This window comes from Clostridium tunisiense TJ (genome assembly GCF_000300195.1).
Taxonomy (GTDB): domain Bacteria; phylum Bacillota; class Clostridia; order Clostridiales; family Clostridiaceae; genus Clostridium_J; species Clostridium_J tunisiense.
Genome location: NZ_AMQH01000001.1, coordinates 1 through 21,230, shown reverse-complemented (window position 1 = coordinate 21,230; position 21,230 = coordinate 1). Strand labels below are relative to the sequence as shown.

The following is a 21,230-nucleotide window of genomic DNA, read 5'->3' as shown; positions in this document are numbered from 1 at the left end:
ACCAATAAGGGGTTAGGTATTAAAATCAATAACTAAATTATAAACCTTATTTATTATAGGCGCAAATTTACTGGATTAAACTGAATTAATTAATTATAATAGTTATAGAGAGGTAAAATTGAAATAATTGTATCTAGTTAATAAATAATTCACTATTTAAATAAAGGTGTTTTGAAAGGAGTTAAAGACATGGAAATATCCAAAATAAGAAGAAGTACTCCTGTGAAACAAGAAGGAGTTTCCATAAGTAGTAAAAGTGATTTCACAAGAAACTTTAACTTTGCACGTCAACAAAAGTCAGAAGAAGAATTAAAACAAATGTTTAAAAACATAAAAAATAAGGGGAATAGATTAGCAGTGTCTAAGTGTTATGCTGATGTTAGAGCATATAAGAGAGCTATAAAAGAATATCTAGAATCCATGCTAGCTTTTATGTATTCGGTGAAAAAGGATATAAGCTTTTGGCAAACTCAATATTATGTAACCGTAGAAACTGTTGATAAGAAGCTTGAAGAGTTAACAGCTATGCTACTTAGTGAAGAAAAGGAAAATTTAGATATAGCAGGTACAATTGATGAAATAACGGGGCTAATTGTAGATATATATAAATAAAGAATACTACTTGTAAAGTTCATTTTTTAATGCATAGCTATTGCTTATCACAGAGGGTGTAGTTAAAGGGTAAAAATATTAAGAAACTGTGGTAAAGGGTTAGAGAGAATAAAGGGGTTATTTCACTAGTAAAAGTGATTATGTTAAAAAAAATACAGTATAAAGGATGAGTTAAATGGAATTTTTACCACAAGGGAAAAGAATTAAAAAAATTAGAAAACAACTTAGAATGAAGCAAGATGATTTTCAAGATGAGAACATGACCAGAGGATACTTTGGAATGATAGAGGTAGGCACAAGGAGATTAAATAAAAAAACTGCTAAATTTATATCAGAAAAGTTAAAAGCTAGGGCTGAGGAAATAGGTATAGCCTTAAATATCGATGAAAACTACTTGCTTATGTCAGAAGAAGATGAAGCTAGAAGCTTTTGCGAAGATAAATTAAAAAGTAATCCTACAGAAGAAGAAATTAAGGAAGTTATTTTTATTTCAGAAAATTACTCTTTAAAGAAAGTTAAAGCAGAGGCATATAGAACTTTAGGGGATATAAGATATAAAGAATTCAAATTTGGAGAAGCATTTATAAATTATAGTGAATCAGCAGATGTGTGTAAGGAAATAAATGAGGCATCTCTACAATGTTATGTAAATAATAGATTAGGAATGTGCAAATATAATGAACTGGACTATGAAGAAGCCCTGCTATATTACAATAGAGCACGACAATCAGCAGCAGCTTGCAAGGATAGTGAAGTTGAGATGAACTCTATATTTAATATGGCTTTATCTTATAAAAGGTTAGAGATGTTTGATGAAGCAATGAAAAATATTGATTCATATTTAAGTATGATTAATGGAAGAGAAGATTATAATGAGAAATATGTTTTAGCCAATATATTAAAATCTAATTGCTTTGAATTTAAAGGTCTTATTGATGAAGCTATAGACATATTAGAAACTTTAGTTGAAAACTTTGAAGATATTATTAAAAAAGATGAGGCTTTTATTTACAGTAATATAGGATTGCTTTATTTACAAAAGGATGAGCTTGATGAAAGTCTTAAGGCTTTTAGTAAGTCTGAAACTATAAGGATGGAAAATGACGAGTGTAATTTATCACATACCATAATAGATAAGTCTAGAGTTTATATTAAAAAAGAGTTATACACAGAAGCTATCATTCTAACGAAATTAGGAATTGACTTAGCTACTAGGTATAATGATAATAATTACTTACTAAAGGGGTATTATCAGCTTACAGAGATTTATGAAAAGTTAGGCAAAAACGAAGATATAGAAGAAGTTTACTGTAAAATTGCTAATATTGTTGAAAAGGGAAATAACTTCTATGAAAAGCTGAAGGTTTACTTAAGCCTAACTGAATACTATATAAAACAAAACAATATGGAAGAAGCTCTTAAATATTTGCAAAAGTCTAAAAAGAATAACAAATGCTGTTAAATATTATCTATTGCATGGATACCTTAAGGACTACTATGAAGATAATTAAATAGAAAATAAAACCTTACTCCGAAATGCTTATATTCCAGAGTAAGGTTTTATTTTTTTATTAGCTATTTAAGAAGTTACTATTTAAATCCAGCCGTTATAGCTGGCATCTGAAGGCATTCTTAAATCTCCTCTTGGAGACAAGCTAATGGTTCCAACCTTTGGACCATCAGGAAGGCAAGAACGCTTAAATTGTTGAGTGAAGAAACGTCTTAAGAACATATTTAGCCATTTAGAAATTTCTTCTTCAGAGTAATAGTCCCTAAAGGCAGCCTTAGCTAAGAATAATATTTTTTCAGGAGTGGCCCCTTGTTTTATAAAGTAGTACAAGAAGAAATCATGAAGTTCATAAGGACCAACTATATCTTCAGTCTTTTGAGTTATTTCTCCATTTTTATCCTTAGGAAGAAGCTCAGGACTTACAGGAGTATCTAGAATGTCAAGAAGAGTTTCTGATACCTTTCCTGAAAGTTGTTTTTCTGCTACGTATTTAACTAAATATCTTACAAGGGTTTTAGGAATAGAGCAGTTTACAGAGTACATGGACATGTGGTCTCCATTATAGGTGCACCAGCCTAAAGCAAGCTCAGATAAGTCACCTGTACCAATTAAAAGTCCACCTTCTTTGTTAGCTAAATCCATAAGGATTTGAGTCCTTTCTCTTGCTTGAACATTTTCATAGGTAACATCATGAATTTCTGCTTTGTGACCAATATCTTTAAAGTGTTGAAGTGAAGCTTCCACAATATTAATTTCTCTTAAATCCGTACCTAATTGGTTACATAAATCTAAGGCATTGGTGTAAGTTCTATCTGTAGTTCCAAAGCCAGGCATAGTTATAGTTACGATATTCTTTCTTGGAAGTCCAAGAATATCAAAGGTTTTTACAACTACTAATAAGGCCAGTGTAGAATCTAGTCCACCAGAGATACCAATTACTGCTTTCTTTAAGTTTGTATGGCAAAATCTCTTTGCAAGGGCAGAAGCTTGAATATTAAAGATTTCTTCACAGCGCACATCACGTTCATGTTCATTGCTAGGAACAAAAGGATGTCTATCTATGTATCTATCGAAGGTGCTTATTTCCGTATTATCAAAGGCAAAGTTAATATACTTTCCTTTAAAAGGACAAAAAGCCACACTATCTCTAAAACTTACATTCTTAAGTCTTTCAGCTTTAAGTTTATTTATATCAATAATTCCAGTGATAATTTCATTTTCTCTTTGGAATCTTTCATTTTCCACAAGGGTAGAACCATTTTCAGAAATCATTAAGTGGCCACTGAATAGCAAATCTGTGGTGGATTCAAAGACTCCAGCGGAAGAGTATACATAGGCACTCATGCATCTAGCACTTTGGTTTGAAATAAGATGTTTTCTATAATCACTCTTACTTACTAATTCATTGGAAGCAGAAAGGTTACATATAATGTTAGCTCCAAGAATACTTAAATAACTACTTGGAGGAATGGTTACCCAAAGATCCTCACAAATTTCAAAGGCTATTTTAATATCACCACAGGTAAAGATTAAGTTTGTGCCAAAAGGGATTTCCTTTTGAAAGGATAAATCAATAAGATCTGTATCCACATGTAAGCCACTGCTAAACCAACGTTTTTCATAAAACTCAGAGTAGTTGGGAAGATAGCTTTTAGGCACTATTCCAAGGATTTTACCTTTGAAAATTATGTAAGCTGCATTATACAATAAGTTATTATGCTCAAAAGGAGCACCTACTGCTATTAGAATATCTTTATGCTCCGAGTAACTACAAAGATTTTCTAAAGCATTTTCACTTTTATCTAAAAGTCTTCTTTGAAGAAATAAGTCACTGCAAGTATAAGAGGTTATTGAAAGTTCGGGAAAGACAATAACCTTACACTCCTTGGCTAAACTGTCATCAATACACTTTTTTATATTTTCTAAGTTGAAATCCACATCAGCCACCTTTGTTACTGGGCAAGCAGAGGCAACTTTAACAAAGTTCATTTTATTTCACACCTTTCACATTAATTCAATCATTAAGGAATCTGAAAATAAAGAACAAGCATACTGGCTCATTTATTTTTCAAGATGTCTAATATAAGTTTATCATGTAGGTTCCATTAATGATTATTCATCTTCATATAGGATAGCCTAAGAAAAATCCTAATCATAAATGTATAAACTTAGTTAAAACAAATATATAAATGTTTTATCACTTTTTAGTATTTTTATTCTTCTTTTTAGGAGAAGCTTTCTTTTTCATTACAGAATAACCAAACTTCCCAAGAGGCTTATTATTTAAAGAGAAATACTCGCCATGAGAATAAGAAATTAAATCTGCCTGTTCAAAATGTATTTTACCCTTATCATCAATTAATTCTTCATCTACGTGACAACAAAGAACTTCTGCTAAAAATAAATCATGGCTACCAAGAGGAGTTATTGATTTAACTTTACATTCAAAGGAAATTGGACATTCCTTAATAATAGAAGAAGAAACCTGTTGTCCTGGCTCTAAGGTGAAGCCCATTTCTTTAATTTTATCTATTTGCTTTCCAGAACGTACGCCACAATAGTCTACAGCTTTAACTAAATTCTTTGAAGGTAAATTAACAATAAAGTTTTCTGTTTCCTTTATATAAGTATAGGAAAGTCTTTCAGGTCTTATGGCTACAGTTATCATAGGGGGTTTTGTACAAGCAGTTCCTATCCAGCCAACAGTAAAAACGTTATCCTTACCTTCCTTATTTTTAGAAGTAATAAGTACAGCAGGCACAGGATTTAACATTATACTTCCCTTAAAGGTGGCTTTAGCCATTTTCATCACATCACTTTCTAATATTAGGATAAGGTATTTAAAAATAGATAAAAATTATGTTTATCCATTATGATTTCATCTATGTATTATAACCTATATTGCAGGAAGTTTCCATGTTAACAAAAGTATTAAAGCTCTACGTAGTCTTTTAACTAGAAAAGACATAGGAGGAGTACAGAATAGAGCAGTACTTAGTAAAGTATCCATGGCTTTGCCAATATAAAAACTTAATAAGGATCTAATAAGCCAGTGGACAAATAAAGATAAACTTAAGGTTATATAGGAATAGGTGAGTAAATATAGTAAGATACCAATAAAACAATATGTAAATATAGGAAGGTAAGAATATAAGAATATATAGTGTTTATGCGGGTTTCAGCCATGTGGGCAAAATAAAGGGCTGAAAATAGGGGATAAAAATCCTGATTCAAAAGCTTCAGCTTTGAAGAAAATACACTGGAAATAGGTTTTAAACTTAAATTTTTTAAAATAGAACTTATGAATTAGGGGAGATAAGGTTTATAATTAGTAGAAGAGTATTTCAATGGTTTGAGGTGTTAATAATGGATATAAAAAAAGTAAGAGATTTAATTATTATTTCTATAGATGAAGAAAAATCTATGGTAATTGCTTGTGATAGTATTGGAAGTATTGGTAATAAGGAGTATGATGCTTTAAAGGTTGAACCTTTTATTACTGGTAAGTATGGTGTAAGAGTTGGACTTTTAGAAGTTATGGCAGCAAATGCTCAAGTAGTTACAGTTATAGATAATGTATGTGCGGAGATGGAGCCAACGGGAAGAGAAATAATAAGAGGAATAGAAAGTGAGCTACACAATGCAGGGTTAAAGAATATAGCCTTAGGGGGAAGCACTGAGGAGAACTTTCCTACTTTTTCTACAGGACTTGGGGTCACTGTCATTGGAATTGCAAATAAGAAGGATATTAAAGTTAACAAAATAAAAACAGGAGGGGTAGTTTACTCTATTGGAGTTCCTAAGGTAGGTAGCGAGATAAATTACAATGAGGATAAAGATATATTTCAGTACCATACATTAAAAGAATTATTAGGTAAAGAAGAAGTTTATGAAATAGTACCTGTTGGATCTAAAGGAATTTTATATGAAGCACAAGAACTGGCAAAAAATAATGATAAAGCCTTCACCTTAGAAGGTGATGCAAGTGTTGATGTACATAGGTCAGCAGGGCCAGCCACTGTGGCAATTGTTTGTGCTGATGAAGCTATTGAGGAGGAAATAAAACAGATTCCTAATAGCTATAAGATAGGAGTAATAAAATAGAACTTGAAAAGTGAGCTAATTCACTTCAGGTTATAAGTTGATAGTAATGAATGTAATAGCTAAAATTATGGGAATTAGAAGTATTACACCCCATAAAAGTCCAACCTAATATGATAGAAGTTATAAAGAAAGTTTGCTGGGTAACATAGGTTACAGACACTTTAAAAGAAAAAATATATAATTAGGATATAAAGAGTAATATTAGCTATGCTCAGTAAGTTTTAATAAAAGTTTTAACTTTATTAGTTTCTTAGTTAGTTTGATTTTAGTTTATTAATTTTACTAAATTGGGGGTAAAAATATATGAAAAGAAGAATTGTTGAAATAAATGCAGATAAATGTAATGGTTGTGGACTTTGTGTAACAGCTTGTCATGAGGGCGCTATTGAGTTAATTGATGGAAAAGCAGTATTAATAAGCGATATTTATTGTGATGGATTAGGAGATTGCCTTCCTAATTGTCCAACAGATGCAATTGAAATTATTGAGAGAGAAGCAGAAGCTTATGATGATGATGCAGTAAAAATGAGAATTATGGCAAAAAAAGCTATGGAGGCAGAAGAAAAGGAAGAGGAGCCACAACAGACTCAAAAAACAATGCCTTGTGGATGTCCAGGAACTATGGCTAAAACCATAGAAAAGAAAATAACCCTAACTCCACAAATTCAGCCTAAAGCAGCTAAGGGGGAAGAGGTTACTTCTGAATTAATGCAATGGCCAGTACAGTTAAGACTTGTACATCCAAATGCACAATATTTTAATAATGCTAATTTATTAATTGCTGCAGATTGTACAGCTTATGCCTACGCAAATTTCCATAGGGACTTTATTAAAAATCATATCACTGTAATTGGATGTCCAAAGCTTGATGATAATGATTACTACAGACAAAAAATAGCTGAAATACTTATGAATAATAAAATAAAAAGCATCACAGTGGCAAGAATGGAAGTGCCGTGTTGTGGTGGAATTGTAAGCGCAGTTAAAACTGCAATGTTACAAGCAGGAGTCATAGTTCCTTATAGAGAAGTTACCATAGGAACTAATGGTGAAATCATAGAGTAAAGTTTGATATATTATAATGTAGCTACATAAAAGCAGGTTGATGTGAAATAAACATCAGCCTGTTTTTTTTATGTGAAGAATTGAAGGAGATAAATTATCATGTTTAAGATAGTAAAAATTTCTAAATAAGCTAATCTTTCACTTGTTATCTATTTTCACATGCTAAATAAATTACTAAAAACTACGATTATTAAATTATGGATTATATGTATATTAGTAACTGTCTGGGAAGTATATTACAATTACTAAAGGCGTTAATCCATAAGTGGATGTATTTTTATTAAAGATGGACAACTTTAGGCATAAAGCTATTTTTAAAACTGTGCTGGTTTCTTAGCAGAGGCTTAAAAATACAAATTCAATGATAAAGTTATCCATCGATGCAAAAAACCATAGATAAAGGCAAATTTATTGAAAGATAAAGACGCAAAGCTACGGGCCTAAGGTATGGTAAATACTAGGGCAGCCGAGTTACCTAAGTGGTGTATTTCATTTATATACTTAATGAAATCTATTCACATGTCTAAAATTCAATATGCTCATATCTATGGACTTATTAGGGGGGATGAAATGAAAAGAAACGTTCTAATAAGGGCCATATGTATCTTTATGATCTTCTGTAATTTACTTTTTTCTTCAAGTGATGCACTTGCCTATGCTGCTGAAAATATAGCAAACCAGCCGCAAAAGGGAGAATACTACGGTAAGGACATCAACAAGGAAACTGAAAAAGTAAGTTCTGCAAATCAGAATAGTAACAAATCTACAAAGGCTCTTAGAAAACCAAGCGTAAGCAAACCAAAGAAAGAAAAAACCTATGCTAAGGACACGGAAGTAGTAAGCAAAAGAACAGCTAATAGTATGACCTATAAGCTGGATAATAAAACAGAAGTAAAGGACATTTATCTTGATAAAATAAACTATAAAGATGAGAATGGAAATTATCAAGAGATTGATAATACCCTAGAGCTAAAAAATGATGGGTATTATGAGAATAAAGCAAATGACTATAAGGTTAATTTCCCTACTGAAATTACAAAGGATAAAGGGATATTAGTACAGAATGGAAAGACTTCAGTAACTCTCTTCCCTATGGAGGGAGATTTTTCAAGGAGTGCAGCTGCAGAAAATGCAATATTGTACAACGATGTATTTGAAGGCGTAGATTATCAATACACTGCAAAATCAAATGGTGTCAAAGAGGATATTATACTAAATTATTATGTTGATAAGACTACATTTAAGTATGAAATCAGTGCAAAAGGAGTCACACTTAAGGAAGAGTTGAATTCAATAAGAGGATATGAACCAGGAAAGAAAGAGCCTATCTTTATTATAAGTGCTCCTCTAATGGTTGATGCTTCTGGAAAAATCAATAGTAATTTAACCATAAAATTAGACAAGAAGACCTTTGGCAAGGACATTATTACTGTAACAGTGGATGAAGACTGGCTTAAGTCGCCACAGAGAGCATATCCTGTAAAGATTGACCCTGAAATTAGCATCTTTAGCGGAGATATTAATGTAGCTTGTGCTGAGGAAAATGCACCAGATACTAATACTTTGAACAACGGGTATACCTATGCAGGGCTAGATGATGGTGTTGCTTCAGGAAATAATGATTATAAAATTAATGGACTTCAGAAAACTAGGACCTTTGTTAAGGTTAACAGAAACCTGAGTGCTGAAATTCCTAAAGAAGCAACTATAAAGTCAGCTAACTTTCAAATATTTAAATACACTGCCTTTTCAACGGCTGAAAGAGAAGTTGGATTGTATAGTGTAGACGAAAGTTTTGATATAAGCAGATTAACTTGGAATAACCAACCAAAGAATAGAACTTTTTATTCTTCAGCAATAATAAATGGTACTAAAGACTATATAAGCTGGGATATAAAGACTTTAGTTAATGATTGGATAAATGGAAAGACAAATAACGGGTTTCTTTTACAGTATTTAAACGAAACTCAACAATGTGAAGCTTTTGCAACACAAAATAATCCATTTGAAGAAAGAAGACCAAAGATTCAAATCGTATATGAACTGGTAGATGGTGTAGATACTAACATGCCTTTTGGAGCTCCAAATATAAATTTAAGACCAATTACTGAGCACGATAGTGAAGGAAGTCTTAAAGTTGATGGAATCTCTATAGATGGATTAGTAAAGCCAAGTTCTACAATAAACTACGAGTTAGACGTTGAAAATCCAGATTTTAAAGGAAGTGCTGAGGCGGGCTATATCTACAAATATCCTGATGGTGCTATGTATTCAAGCCTCTTCCCTAAGGCTTATGTGCATAAGGGAAAGGACAGTAACTGGCAAGCAGACAAGATATTGACACCTAAGCTAAATCAGCTTTATAGAATTAAGGCTACGGCCACCTTAGATGGACAAACTAGTGAGACAGGTTATAGTGATTATTTTCAGATTTATCAAGTTCAAATGAAGGACACTATACCGTATATAGCAAGCTTTTATGGAGTTCCTAATTCTGTAATAATGAGTGATAACAGAGTTGGAGATACTCTACTTGTAGAAGGGAATACTCTTTTTATAAGAAACCCTAAGAAAAATGCAGGTAAGCCATATACACCTCCATCTCTAACAGATGCTAGAAAGAAAGAAATAGATAGTGCACTTATGGGAAGAAAGAAGCATTGTATTTACGGCTTCGAGCCAATAAATCTACTTACGGGTAACTTCCTATATGAAGCTGATGATGCTAGCACAACTGATTATAATGGAAATTTTTTAATAAGAAGAACCTATAACGCAATGCAAGAAACCCATGATGGATATTTTGGAGTAAAGTGGGACTTTAACTTTAATAAATCTCTATCAGCACTGGCAGATGGAACCATAATATTCAATCAAGGTGACGGAAGCACTATTTACTATAGAAAAGGCAGTGATGGAAGCTATAGTGGACCTGTAGGACAAAATCTAAAGCTTTCTTTAGTAAATGATAAAAACAGAGAAAATATAGGCTATCAAATAACTGATGGTATAAACACATACATATTTAACAAAATGGGCCTTTTAGATTCTCAAATTGATGAAAAGGGCAATATTACAAAGTTAGCCTACAATGAAGATTATAAGCTTACTAGTATAACTTCTCCTTCAGGAAAAGTTTTTGGAATAGCTCTAAATGAGGAAGGTAGAATAAGTACAATAACACTGCCAAATCAAAGTGTTTTAAAGTATAGCTATGATGAAAATGGAAATTTAGTTTCTTATATAGATGCCAACAACCATGAAACTAAGTACCAGTATGATGAAAAGGGTAGAATGGTATCCTTCAATGATGCTAAGGGAAACAAACCTATCATTAACACTTACGATGACCAAAATCGTATTACTGTTCAAGAAGATGCTGAGGGTAAGAAAATATATATAAGTTATCATGAGGGATACAATGAAACAACAGATGCAAATGGTAACAAAACTCAATACTACTATGATGAACAGTACAGAATAACTAAAACTGTAAAACCAGATGGAACTGTAGAAACCTTAAGCTATGATAACAATAACAATGTAAAATCCTCTACAGATGCTTTAGGACATACTACTACTTATGAGTATGACAGCAGAGGAAATAAACTTAAGGAACATAGGTTTGATGGAAAGGTTAAGACCTTTGAGTATGATAGTAAGGACAATCCTATAGCAATTACTGACTTCAAAGGAAACACTACCTCAATGACTTATGATAGCAATGGAAATCTTATAAAGGCTACACAAGCTAATAAGTCTACTTATGAATATACCTATAATAGCAAGAACCAAGTTGATACAGTAAAGGACCCAACAGGAAAGACTTATAAATACGAATATGATGGAGCTAATGTATCAAAAGCCACTGATGCAAAGGGAAATGTATATAAGTATCACTATAATACTATGGGGAAGATTATATCTGTAGAAGATCCCCTAGGTAAGATAACAAGAATAGCTTATGATGCTAAAGGCAACGAATTAAGCACCACTTTGCCAGATGGAGGAATCATATCTTATACCTATGATGCTAACGATAATAAAGATTCCGTAACTGACGGTAACAAAAATGTATCAAAGTTTGAATATGATAGCCTAAACAGAATAATTAAATCTATAGATCCTTTTGGTAACATAACTACCTATGCTTATGATGCCAATGGCAATAATATAGAAGAAAAAAATCCATCAGGATATACGAAAAGCTATGAATATGATAAGTTAAACAGATTGATTAAAGTAATAGATGGTGGAAGTGGAGAGACAACCTACCAAAGAGATGCTCTAGGAAATATTCTCTCTGTAACAGATCCTAATGGGAACCAATCTACCTATGTTTATAATTATGCTGTAAATAAGGTAGAAAAAACTGAAGGACCAAAAGGGCAGACCTTAGTTAATAAGTACGATGATGAGGGTAACCTTTTAGAATTGACACTGCCTGATGGTAATGCTAAGAAGTATAAGTATGATAATTTATATAGATTGGTACAGTTTACAGATACAAATGGAATAGTAACTGATACTACTTATGATAATTTAGGTAGAATTTCTTACATGAAGGATAGCTTAAATAGAGAGTACTACTATAACTATGACGATAATGGAAATCTAGTGAGCACAAAGGATCCTCTAGGCTATATAGTAAGCTACACCTATGATGGAAGAAACCAATTAACTTCCTTAACGGATGAAGAAGGAAAAACTACAAAGTACAGCTACACTGATACAGGTAATCTAAAGGCTGTGACAGATCCACTGGGAAGCATAAAATCTTATGAGTATGATTCAAATGGTAATTTGAAAGCAGAGATTTCACCAAATGGCGGTAAACATATATATAATTACGATGGATTGAACAGGTTAACCTTTGTTGAAGATCCTCTAAAAAATATTACCCAGTATGTTTATGATAAGGCAGGCAATGTTGCTAAGATGATAGACCCACTAGGTAAGGAAACTGTATATGAGTACAATGGTAATAGACTTCAAACCAAGATAACTGATGCTTTAGGTGAAGTTGTTCAGATGAAGTACGATAAAAATGGCAACTTAACCAGTTTAGTATATCCAAATGGTGACAATGCAGCTATGTCATATGATGAAAGCAATAGATTAGTTTCTGAAACTGATGCTGCAGGAGTTAAGAAGAGTTATAGCTATGACACCATGAATAGACTAATAAGCCAAGAGGATACTGCAGGAAATAAACTTACCAATGTATATGATAACAAGGGAAGACTTATAGAGCAGAAGGATGTAATAGGAAGAACTATAAAGTACAGCTATGATTTAGCGGGAAATATAATATCCAAGACTGGCACGGATGGAAATATAACTACTTATGAATATGACAAGAGAGATAGGACTGTTAAGATTAAAGACCCAGAAGGCAAGATTACTACAATAACTTACGATGGGTTAAACAGAATAACAGAAAAAGTAGAACCTGAAAATAAGAAGTACCAATATGAATATGATGCTATTGGAAATCTTATTAAAGCAATTAATCCTTTAAACCATTCAACTTCATATGCATACGATAAGAACCAAAACTTAACTCAGGCAACTGATGCAAAGGGCGGAGCTAAAAAGTATGAATATGATGCTTTAAACAGGCTTATCAGCTTTGCTGATGAAAAAGGCAATACGACAAACTTAACCTATGATGCTAGAGGCAGTTTGATAAAGGTTCAAGACCCTATGAACAATGTGACTCAGTATAAGTATGATGCCTTAAATAGATTAGAAATGAAGGTAGATGCTCTAGGTTTTGATACTAAGTACCAATACGATAGCCTTAACAATATGATTGGGGAAATTGATGCTAAAGGAAATAAGACAAGCTATGAGTACAATAAGCATGGCATACAAACAAAGAAGATAGATCCTTTAGGAGGAATAACAGAGTTCCAGTACGACTTAAATGATAGACTTATTACTCAAATTAACCCTATGGGAGAAACCTACAGTTATTCTTATGACCAGGTTCAAAGAATAACCTCCATAACCGATGCTGAAGGATATTCAAAGAGCTTTGGTTATGATGGATTAGGCAATTTAACAAAGCAGTCAGATTCAGAAGGTAACACTACAACTTATACTTACGATAAGATGCACAGACTACTAACAGAAAAGAATACTGTAGGAAATGTAACCTCTTATGGATATAATGCTGCAGGAAATATGAATTCTCTTAAAGAGCCTAATGGGAATATGAGATTTTATGAATATGATGCCTTAGATAGAGTTAATAAGGCTACAGATCCAGAAGGAAATATTACAAAAATTGAATATGATTCCTTAGGAAACGTAACTAAGGTAACTCAGCCAGGAGATAGAGCTTATAAATATACTTATGATGCTGCAAATAATCTTGAGAGTGAAACAAATCCTTTAGGAGAAACTACAAACTATACTTATAATAAAAATAACTTAATAGAGTCCGTTACTAATGCTATTGGAAGCAAAACAGGTTATAAATATAATGCTCTTAACTTAATTTCACAAGTAGTAAATCCAGTAGGAGGAATTACTAAGTATGATTATGATAAGAATCAAAATCTAGCTTCAGTAACTGATGGAAATAGCAATAAAACTTCTTACTCTTACGATGAATTAAATAGATTAGCAAAGGTAACAGATCCAAGAGGCAGTGAAACTAAATATGGCTATGATAAATCAAGTAACCTTATTTCTATGATAAATGGTAATGGAAATGAGACAAAATATAGCCATGATAAATTAGGAAGACTTACTTCTGTAACTAATCCACTTGGAGAAAAAGAAAGCTTTACTTACAATCCAGTAGGAACCTTATCAAGCCATATAAAACCTGATGGAACAAAAACAAACTACGATTATGACAAGCTTAACAGGTTAGTTTCAAAGGAATATAAGGATTCAGAAGGCGATAAGATAAAAGACCAAGATGTAAGCTTTGAGTATGACATAAGCGGAAACCGTACTAAGATGATAGGTGCAGAAGGTGAAACGGACTATAGCTATGACAAGATGGGAAGACTTACTTTAGTTAGCTTCTCTTTAGGTGAAGAAGTAGCCTATAAGTTTGACAGCCTTGGAAGAAAGTCTAAGGTAATCTATCCAGATGGAAATTATGTAAAATACAACTATGATGCTCTAGATAGATTGACTTATACAGAAAACTGGAATGGTGAGAAAACCTATTATACTTATGATAGTGCAGGAAGAAGAAAGGAAGCCTTACTTCCAAATGGTACTAAAGTAATTTACACTTATGATGGAGCAGATAGAATCATTAAGCTTGAAAACATCAGTAAGGATGGAGTTCTCATATCCAGCTTTGAATATGAGTATGATAACACTGGAAACATCATAAAGGAAAAGGCTGTAAATGGAGATGAAAGCTATGTAAGAACTTATAGCTATGATGGATCAAATGAAATAACCTCCTTTACTGAGGAAAGTCATGAAGAGGATGGAAAAGTTGAAACTAAGAAATATGATTATAGCTATGATAAAGCAGGTAACCGTATAGCAGTACAGGTAAAAGATGAGGATGAAGAGGCTGAAATCACTACCTATAGCTACAATGCTGGTGATGAGCTGGTTAGTGAAAAAACTGAAGACACTAACATAAAATATGAGTATGATAAGAATGGAAACAGACTTAAAAAGATTCGTCCTGGTCATAAAGTAGAGTACTATGAGTATGATTTAGAAGATAGACTAGTTCAGCTTACTAATCCAAAGGGAGAAGTACTTACTTTTGGATATGATAGTGACGGCAATAGATTGTTCTCAACTTATGGTGAATATTTCAAACCTCAACCAGATAAGGATGAAGATAGTGGAAGTGATGATTCCTCCGAGGATGGATCAACTTCAGAAGATAATACTTCTAATAATGGTTCAAACTCTGGTGGTAACCCACCAAAGGATAACAATTCAAAGGTAGAAATACCACAAAACCCTGATAACGGAAATCACTATGGCCATGAGAAGGGAATAAATCCTCATCAAGACTTAGCAATAGCTAGGGCAACTAACAGAAGTACTATCAGCCCTGAAGAAAAAATAGAAACCGCCTCTGACACTAATGGAGAAGTTAGTAAAGAAGCAACGGCTGATAGTTCTAAGGAAGATATCAAAGCCCCAGAAGCTAAAGAAGAGTCTAAAGGAGACGTAAAAGAAGAAGCTAAAACTGATAAATCCTTCTTCTCAAACCTTGGAGAAAATATAAAGGTTGCAGTTGACTATATAGTAAATTTAGTTAAGAAAGCAGTGGACAGCATAGTAGACTTCTTTAAGTGGTTATTTGGAGGCTCTAGTGAAGAACAAGCATCAAGTGGAACCTTCTTCGGAGCAAAGGGCGATAAAGAAAATGGAAGTAATGAGGACAACGGAAACGGTAAAAATAATGGCAAGGGAAATGGTAAGGATAACGGAAAAGACAAGGATAAAGATAAAGATAAAGATAAAGACAATAATGGAAAAGGAAAGGGCAAGGGTAATAACGGAAAGCATTTAGGATGGTATAAGAGAGCAGAGCATCCAAAGAATCCAGGAAACCAAGACCCTATAGGCACTCCAGAAAATTATGAGATAATAAATTATATCAATGATGTATCACTAGAAAATCCAGAAGTACTGATGACATCAGATGCAAATGGAAACTATACTAATGCCTATACTTATGGTCTAGATAGAATATCAGTAGATAAACTATCGCCAAATAGTGATGCTAAGACTGATCCATTATTCTACTTGTACGATGGACGCGGTAGTGTAGCTAATACAACTAATTCTTTAGGACAAGTAAGAGATAAATACAGATACGACCCATATGGAGAAGTGAAGCACGGAGGGTTCTGGGGAAGTAATGGAACCCATTATGAAAACTTCTACGGATATAATGGAGAAGATTATAATAGGCTTAGTGGTTTAGAATACCTAAGAGCAAGATACTATGAACCAGAGAGTGGAAGATTCTTAACAAGGGGGCAAGGGTAATAACGGAAAGCATTTAGGATGGTATAAGAGAGCAGAGCATCCAAAGAATCCAGGAAACCAAGACCCTATAGGCACTCCAGAAAATTATGAGATAATAAATTATATCAATGATGTATCACTAGAAAATCCAGAAGTACTGATGACATCAGATGCAAATGGAAACTATACTAATGCCTATACTTATGGTCTAGATAGAATATCAGTAGATAAACTATCGCCAAATAGTGATGCTAAGACTGATCCATTATTCTACTTGTACGATGGACGCGGTAGTGTAGCTAATACAACTAATTCTTTAGGACAAGTAAGAGATAAATACAGATACGACCCATATGGAGAAGTGAAGCACGGAGGGTTCTGGGGAAGTAATGGAACCCATTATGAAAACTTCTACGGATATAATGGAGAAGATTATAATAGGCTTAGTGGTTTAGAATACCTAAGAGCAAGATACTATGAACCAGAGAGTGGAAGATTCTTAACAAGAGATAGTTATCTAGGAGATGTAATGCAGCCATTAACCTTAAACAGGTATGCTTATGCATTAAATAATCCTATGATGTATACAGATCCAAGTGGACATTGGCCAGGATGGCTTGATAAGGCGGCATCATCTGTAAAGAATTTTGCAAGTAAGGCAATGGATACTGTATCAAACGTAGTATCTTATGTGGGAGATGTTGCATCTAATGTTTGGGACCGTGCTAAACAAGCCTATAACTATGTAGCAGACAATGTTAAAAGCTGGTATAACTCAACAAAGAAAACAGTGGATTCTTATGTCACAAAGGCAGAGCAAAAGATTTCATCAGCAAAAGAAAATATAAAAAACACAGCAAATAAGATGGTACAATTAGCAAAACCAGTAATTTCAACCATAAGTCACCCCAATGAAGTTGTAAGACTAGCAATGGATACTATAAAGAAGGGCTGTGAAGGAGCTCAATATGTAGCAAGCCAAGTCTATAAATATAGTGATAATATAATAAAAGTAGCAACAGGAGTTGTAGCAGTTGTAGCAGGAGTAGCAGCTATAACTATAGCAGCACCGGTTATACTTCCAGCATTAGCAGCCGGAGCCTTAGAAATGGGAATAGTTGCAATAGGTACTGCAGCTCTTGGAACTACAGCAACGGCAATGGGCGCATCAGAAATATCCGGTGGACTATTTGGGGTGAATCCGACAAGAGAGCTAGCAAGCAACGTAGGAATAAGCAATGAAGACTATGATTTAATGTTCACAATGGTAACTGGCGGAGCTTCTATTGGAGCGAATTATTTAGCCCCTATATCACAAACCAGCAAGCCTTTACCACAAAATACCACTAATAATACTGAGGTGGAGGGTAACCCTAAAATTCAGATTAAGAATCCAAAGGATGCAGGATTAAAACCTGTTACAAAGGTGGCGGGTAACCCTATTGATGTAAATAAAGTCATAGATTCAGCCACGCAAGCAAAAAAAGGTGGAGAAACAGTGTTGGGTCATGCATTACAGAAACATGCAGGACGTAATCCAGATATTTGGGGAAAAGTTAAAGGTGGGTCAGAACAAATAAATGAGACAGCATTAAATCACTTAAATGATATTTTAAATGGGTCTGGAGAGTTTAAGGTATTCACTACGGATAAAGGTGTACAATTTTTGGAGAAAATGCTTCCAGATGGAAGAGGTGTTCGTTTGAATATGGATGGAACTTTTAAAGGATTCATTGATCAAGTAAGATAAGGGGAGGTATAAGGTTGGAAAACATTGAAATAATAATCTCTAATATAAAAAGAGATTATATAGATTTAATTATTTATAAAGAGTTAGAATTGATGCATAATAAAGTAAATTCTTCTCATTTCTATAATGAAATAGAAAAAAAGGAGATGGAATTAACAGATGTTTCGAGCCTGAGAGAATATTTCTCGACTCCTAAAACAGGAAATATTTTTGCTAAAGAAGTCTTTGTAGGAGACAAAATAAAAAATGTAATGATTATAATGTCTTTTGATGATAAACTAGGAGACATTGTAATAAACTTTGAAGAAGAAGATTTTATTACCTCCAGTGAAGATGAACTTAAGCATAAAATTACAAAAATCGTTGTTACTCTAGTTGAAATTCTCAATAAATATGAAATTGAAGAAATAAGGATTGGTTATGAACCAGCCAGTGATGATGATATGTTATTATTATTGATTAATAAAGATGGGTTACAAGTAAAAAATAAGTTTAATGGTTTGCTTCCCAGACTAATTAATCAAGTATTTATTAAATAGAAATATTTGATTTGCTGCACCAACTATGTAGTTTAATAGCCTACATGGTTGGTGCTTTTTTTATGTATTAAACCAGCATTATTATAGAAAATAACCAAAAAAATTTGTAATTAAGAAAATAAGCGAATGGCATAGGGAGTGTGTAGTTATTGAAAAGTAAGTACAAAACTCGCTACAATATACTATCTAAACTGTCTATATAATTAGTAGCAGAAAATATGGTGATATAGAACCATTGCAATAATACATTTTGTTGCATTCAAACATACTTAAATCTGACTTCATAATAATGATTATGTAGTGAGTAGCTGAATAAGATTTAGATTAATGTTAAAATGGTAGTAATAGTTAAAAGCTGTTGCTACCATTAACTTTTGAAATTGTTGTTTCAGCCCCAAGGGGGCGGGTAATGCTGAATTAAAGGTTAATACTCCAAGTGTAAACTCAAAAGTCATTAGTACCAAAGAAATAAAATCTCCAGATAAAATGAAGTTTAAAGATGCCACTCAACGGTGGGATGATTATTTAGGAGAGAATCAAACGAATATTAATCCACGGACGGGTCAACCTGATGCTGATAGAATTTTTTCAGCTGACCAAACCAAAAGCATTCGATTTACTGAAACGCATGAGATGCCTAGTTTTAATACAACAAGACCACATTACCATGAAGAGACATGGACATATGACCCTATTACAGATACGTTTACAGTAACAAATTATAGTCAAGGTTTGAGACCATAACTACTGAGTAATATATTAAAATGAAAGGTTGAATATTAATGAGAATTATAGTAAAAGACGTTTATAAAGAAGAGACTACGTATTGTGTTACCTTTTTAACACAATATGGAATAGGCAAAGGGAAATGGAGAGGAGAAGTCCCTGTAATTAATAATGAGTATTTTGTTGAGATTGAAATTCCACAAGTTCTAACTTGGGGAGAAGAAATCACTTTAGCTGATACCAATAGTTGCAAGTTGTTAACTAAAGAAAGTAATTTACAGATTGTAGGGAAACTTGAATCAATTGAAGATGATGGTTGTGCATTTGTTCAATTTGATGATATTCTAATAGCATTTGCAACAGAAGGAAATCCATTTTCTATAGACACATATATTGAATTGTCTATTAGAGAAATGATTTTATGTGAAATTAAATATTAATAAAAAGATGAACTCCTCAGTTCCTGCACCAATATAGCAATTTACAATGTAAAGAAAAGGTCATATAGTTTCGGCTGATGTGAACTTTTCCCGTCTTGTAATGAGTAGACATAAATCGGGCAATAATTGAATAAGTGCTACGCACGACGTTTAGACGATTATAGATATAAGGAACTAAAAGAAGAAATTCACTGCAAAACACTGATAAAACTGGCTGCAGAATAGCTGTAGATTGAGATATACAAGCAAACTGTGTTCTATCAACTGGCTTTAGGAGCAAACAGTAGACAGAAAACTTGCCACAGAATTGTAATAATGCAGTGAAAAGAAAACGTGAAGGGCTAACATGGGAAATAAAATTCCTGTGTTAGTCCTTTTTCTACGTCCAAAAATATTGAAAGGGGTAAAGAATCATGAAAAATGAATTGGTACAGAATTTCAAAATGCACTTAGAGGAAGATGGAAAGAGCATGAAGACAGTAGAAAGCTATGTTGGAGATACTTCTGCCTTTGTAGTATTTCTTGAGAGTAAAGGAGTAGATTTCAATGGAGAAATGAAAAGATTCTACATTACCAGCTACAGGAATCACCTCATTGAGAATCAGTACAAACTATCAACCATTAATAAGAAAGTAAATAGTATCCAATCATTCTGTAAGACTAGCAATGGATACTATAAAGAAGGGCTGTGAAGGAGCTCAGTATGTAGAAAGCCAAGCTTATAAGTATAAAGAACAGATATTAGACGGCGTACAATTCGTCCTAGATATAGCAGGGATTGTACCAGGCATAGGAGATGTTCTAGATGGAGTTAATGGTGTAATATCCTTAGCAAGAGGAAATGTAGCAGATGCAGCTTTAAGTTTTGGAGCTATGATACCACTTGCTGGTGGTGCCTTAACAACAGCAAAAGTAGCAAGAAAAGGTGAAAAAGCAATTGATGTCACAAAGGCAGCAGGCAAAGCCTTTGATGCGTTTAAAGATGGAGAAAAGGCATTAGATATGACTAAGGCATTTGGGAAGAATGCTGATGAGTTAACCAATTGGGCGGATGAAGCTGAAGCACTTTTAGAAGGTGGAGTATGCTTTGTAGCAGGAACGGCCATAGTAACAGAATTGGGAGATAAACCTATAGAAAATATCAAAGTAGGTGATAAGGTATATTCCCAAAATGTAGATACTGGTGAAAAAGAATACAAAGAAGTAAAGAATGTATTTGTAAAAGAAACAAGTACTTTGGTACACTTGGAAGTGGACGGAATTAAAATAGACGCAACTGAAACACATCCATTTTGGGTAGAAGGAAAAGGTTGGGTAGGAGCTGGTGAACTAAAGGTAGGAGACAAGGTTACATTAGAAACAGGTAAAAAAGCAAGAGTAGAAAGTGTAACTATTGAAAAATTAGATAAACCAGTAAAAGTATATAACTTTGAAGTAGAAGATTGGCACACCTATTTTGTATCAGAGATTGGAGTACTTGTTCATAATAAGTGTACGGCGGATCCTAA

General features: G+C 33.2%; 12 protein-coding genes and 1 riboswitch. Of the genes, 10 read left to right on the top strand and 2 right to left on the bottom strand.

Annotation, left to right across the window (positions count from 1 at the left end):
- Positions 1-189: 189 nt before the first annotated feature.
- Complete coding sequence (locus tag C661_RS0100065; protein ID WP_017413246.1) at positions 190-612, top strand: YaaR family protein; 423 nt, start codon at positions 190-192, stop codon at positions 610-612.
- Between the two features lie 175 nt (positions 613-787).
- On the top strand, positions 788-2,074 hold the full coding sequence (locus tag C661_RS0100060; protein WP_017413245.1) for a helix-turn-helix domain-containing protein: 1,287 nt from the start codon (positions 788-790) through the stop codon (positions 2,072-2,074).
- A 132-nt stretch (positions 2,075-2,206) separates the two neighbouring features.
- On the opposite strand, the gene C661_RS0100055 is transcribed toward C661_RS0100060, so the two are convergent.
- On the bottom strand, positions 2,207-4,111 hold the full coding sequence (locus C661_RS0100055; protein WP_017413244.1) for an NAD(+) synthase: 1,905 nt from the start codon (positions 4,109-4,111) through the stop codon (positions 2,207-2,209).
- A 208-nt stretch (positions 4,112-4,319) separates the two neighbouring features.
- Positions 4,320-4,925, bottom strand: coding sequence for a flavin reductase family protein (locus C661_RS0100050; protein WP_026050872.1), 606 nt, complete (start codon positions 4,923-4,925; stop codon positions 4,320-4,322).
- A 563-nt stretch (positions 4,926-5,488) separates the two neighbouring features.
- Here C661_RS0100050 and C661_RS0100045 point away from each other — a divergent pair.
- The 8 genes from C661_RS0100045 to C661_RS0100005 form a co-directional block, all read left to right on the top strand.
- On the top strand, positions 5,489-6,226 hold the full coding sequence (locus C661_RS0100045) for an AIR synthase related protein (protein ID WP_017413242.1): 738 nt from the start codon (positions 5,489-5,491) through the stop codon (positions 6,224-6,226).
- 303 nt (positions 6,227-6,529) lie between these two features.
- Complete coding sequence (locus C661_RS0100040; protein ID WP_017413241.1) at positions 6,530-7,291, top strand: ATP-binding protein; 762 nt, start codon at positions 6,530-6,532, stop codon at positions 7,289-7,291.
- 391 nt (positions 7,292-7,682) lie between these two features.
- Positions 7,683-7,770: riboswitch (cyclic di-GMP riboswitch) on the top strand.
- A gap of 91 nt (positions 7,771-7,861) precedes the next feature.
- Positions 7,862-16,288: a DNRLRE domain-containing protein gene (locus tag C661_RS0100035; RefSeq protein WP_026050871.1), complete on the top strand. Its 8,427-nt coding sequence runs from the start codon at positions 7,862-7,864 to the stop codon at positions 16,286-16,288.
- A 139-nt stretch (positions 16,289-16,427) separates the two neighbouring features.
- Positions 16,428-18,017, top strand: a complete 1,590-nt coding sequence (locus tag C661_RS23005) for an RHS repeat-associated core domain-containing protein (RefSeq protein WP_083861589.1) — start codon at positions 16,428-16,430, stop codon at positions 18,015-18,017.
- A 14-nt stretch (positions 18,018-18,031) separates the two neighbouring features.
- Positions 18,032-18,556, top strand: a complete 525-nt coding sequence (locus C661_RS20945; protein WP_017413240.1) for a Cdi1I family immunity protein — start codon at positions 18,032-18,034, stop codon at positions 18,554-18,556.
- 782 nt (positions 18,557-19,338) lie between these two features.
- Positions 19,339-19,722, top strand: coding sequence for a hypothetical protein (locus C661_RS0100015; RefSeq protein ID WP_017413237.1), 384 nt, complete (start codon positions 19,339-19,341; stop codon positions 19,720-19,722).
- Between the two features lie 413 nt (positions 19,723-20,135).
- Positions 20,136-20,414 carry a phage integrase N-terminal SAM-like domain-containing protein gene (locus tag C661_RS0100010; RefSeq protein ID WP_017413236.1) on the top strand — a complete coding sequence of 93 codons (279 nt, stop codon included), beginning with the start codon at positions 20,136-20,138 and terminating at the stop codon, positions 20,412-20,414.
- Positions 20,389-21,230, top strand: an 842-nt coding sequence (locus C661_RS0100005; RefSeq protein WP_017413235.1) for a polymorphic toxin-type HINT domain-containing protein, incomplete at its 3' end; no start/stop codon positions are given. The genes C661_RS0100010 and C661_RS0100005, both read left to right, overlap by 26 nt.

Coding starts and splice junctions, on each gene's coding strand:
- C661_RS0100040 (WP_017413241.1), top strand. CDS start 6,530: ATGAAAAGAAGAATTGTTGAAATAAATGCAGATAAATGTAATGGTTGT.
- C661_RS0100055 (WP_017413244.1), bottom strand. CDS start 4,111: ATGAACTTTGTTAAAGTTGCCTCTGCTTGCCCAGTAACAAAGGTGGCT.
- C661_RS0100050 (WP_026050872.1), bottom strand. CDS start 4,925: ATGGCTAAAGCCACCTTTAAGGGAAGTATAATGTTAAATCCTGTGCCT.
- C661_RS0100015 (WP_017413237.1), top strand. CDS start 19,339: ATGAGAATTATAGTAAAAGACGTTTATAAAGAAGAGACTACGTATTGT.
- C661_RS0100060 (WP_017413245.1), top strand. CDS start 788: ATGGAATTTTTACCACAAGGGAAAAGAATTAAAAAAATTAGAAAACAA.
- C661_RS0100010 (WP_017413236.1), top strand. CDS start 20,136: ATGAAAAATGAATTGGTACAGAATTTCAAAATGCACTTAGAGGAAGAT.
- C661_RS0100065 (WP_017413246.1), top strand. CDS start 190: ATGGAAATATCCAAAATAAGAAGAAGTACTCCTGTGAAACAAGAAGGA.
- C661_RS0100035 (WP_026050871.1), top strand. CDS start 7,862: ATGAAAAGAAACGTTCTAATAAGGGCCATATGTATCTTTATGATCTTC.
- C661_RS0100045 (WP_017413242.1), top strand. CDS start 5,489: ATGGATATAAAAAAAGTAAGAGATTTAATTATTATTTCTATAGATGAA.
- C661_RS23005 (WP_083861589.1), top strand. CDS start 16,428: ATGACATCAGATGCAAATGGAAACTATACTAATGCCTATACTTATGGT.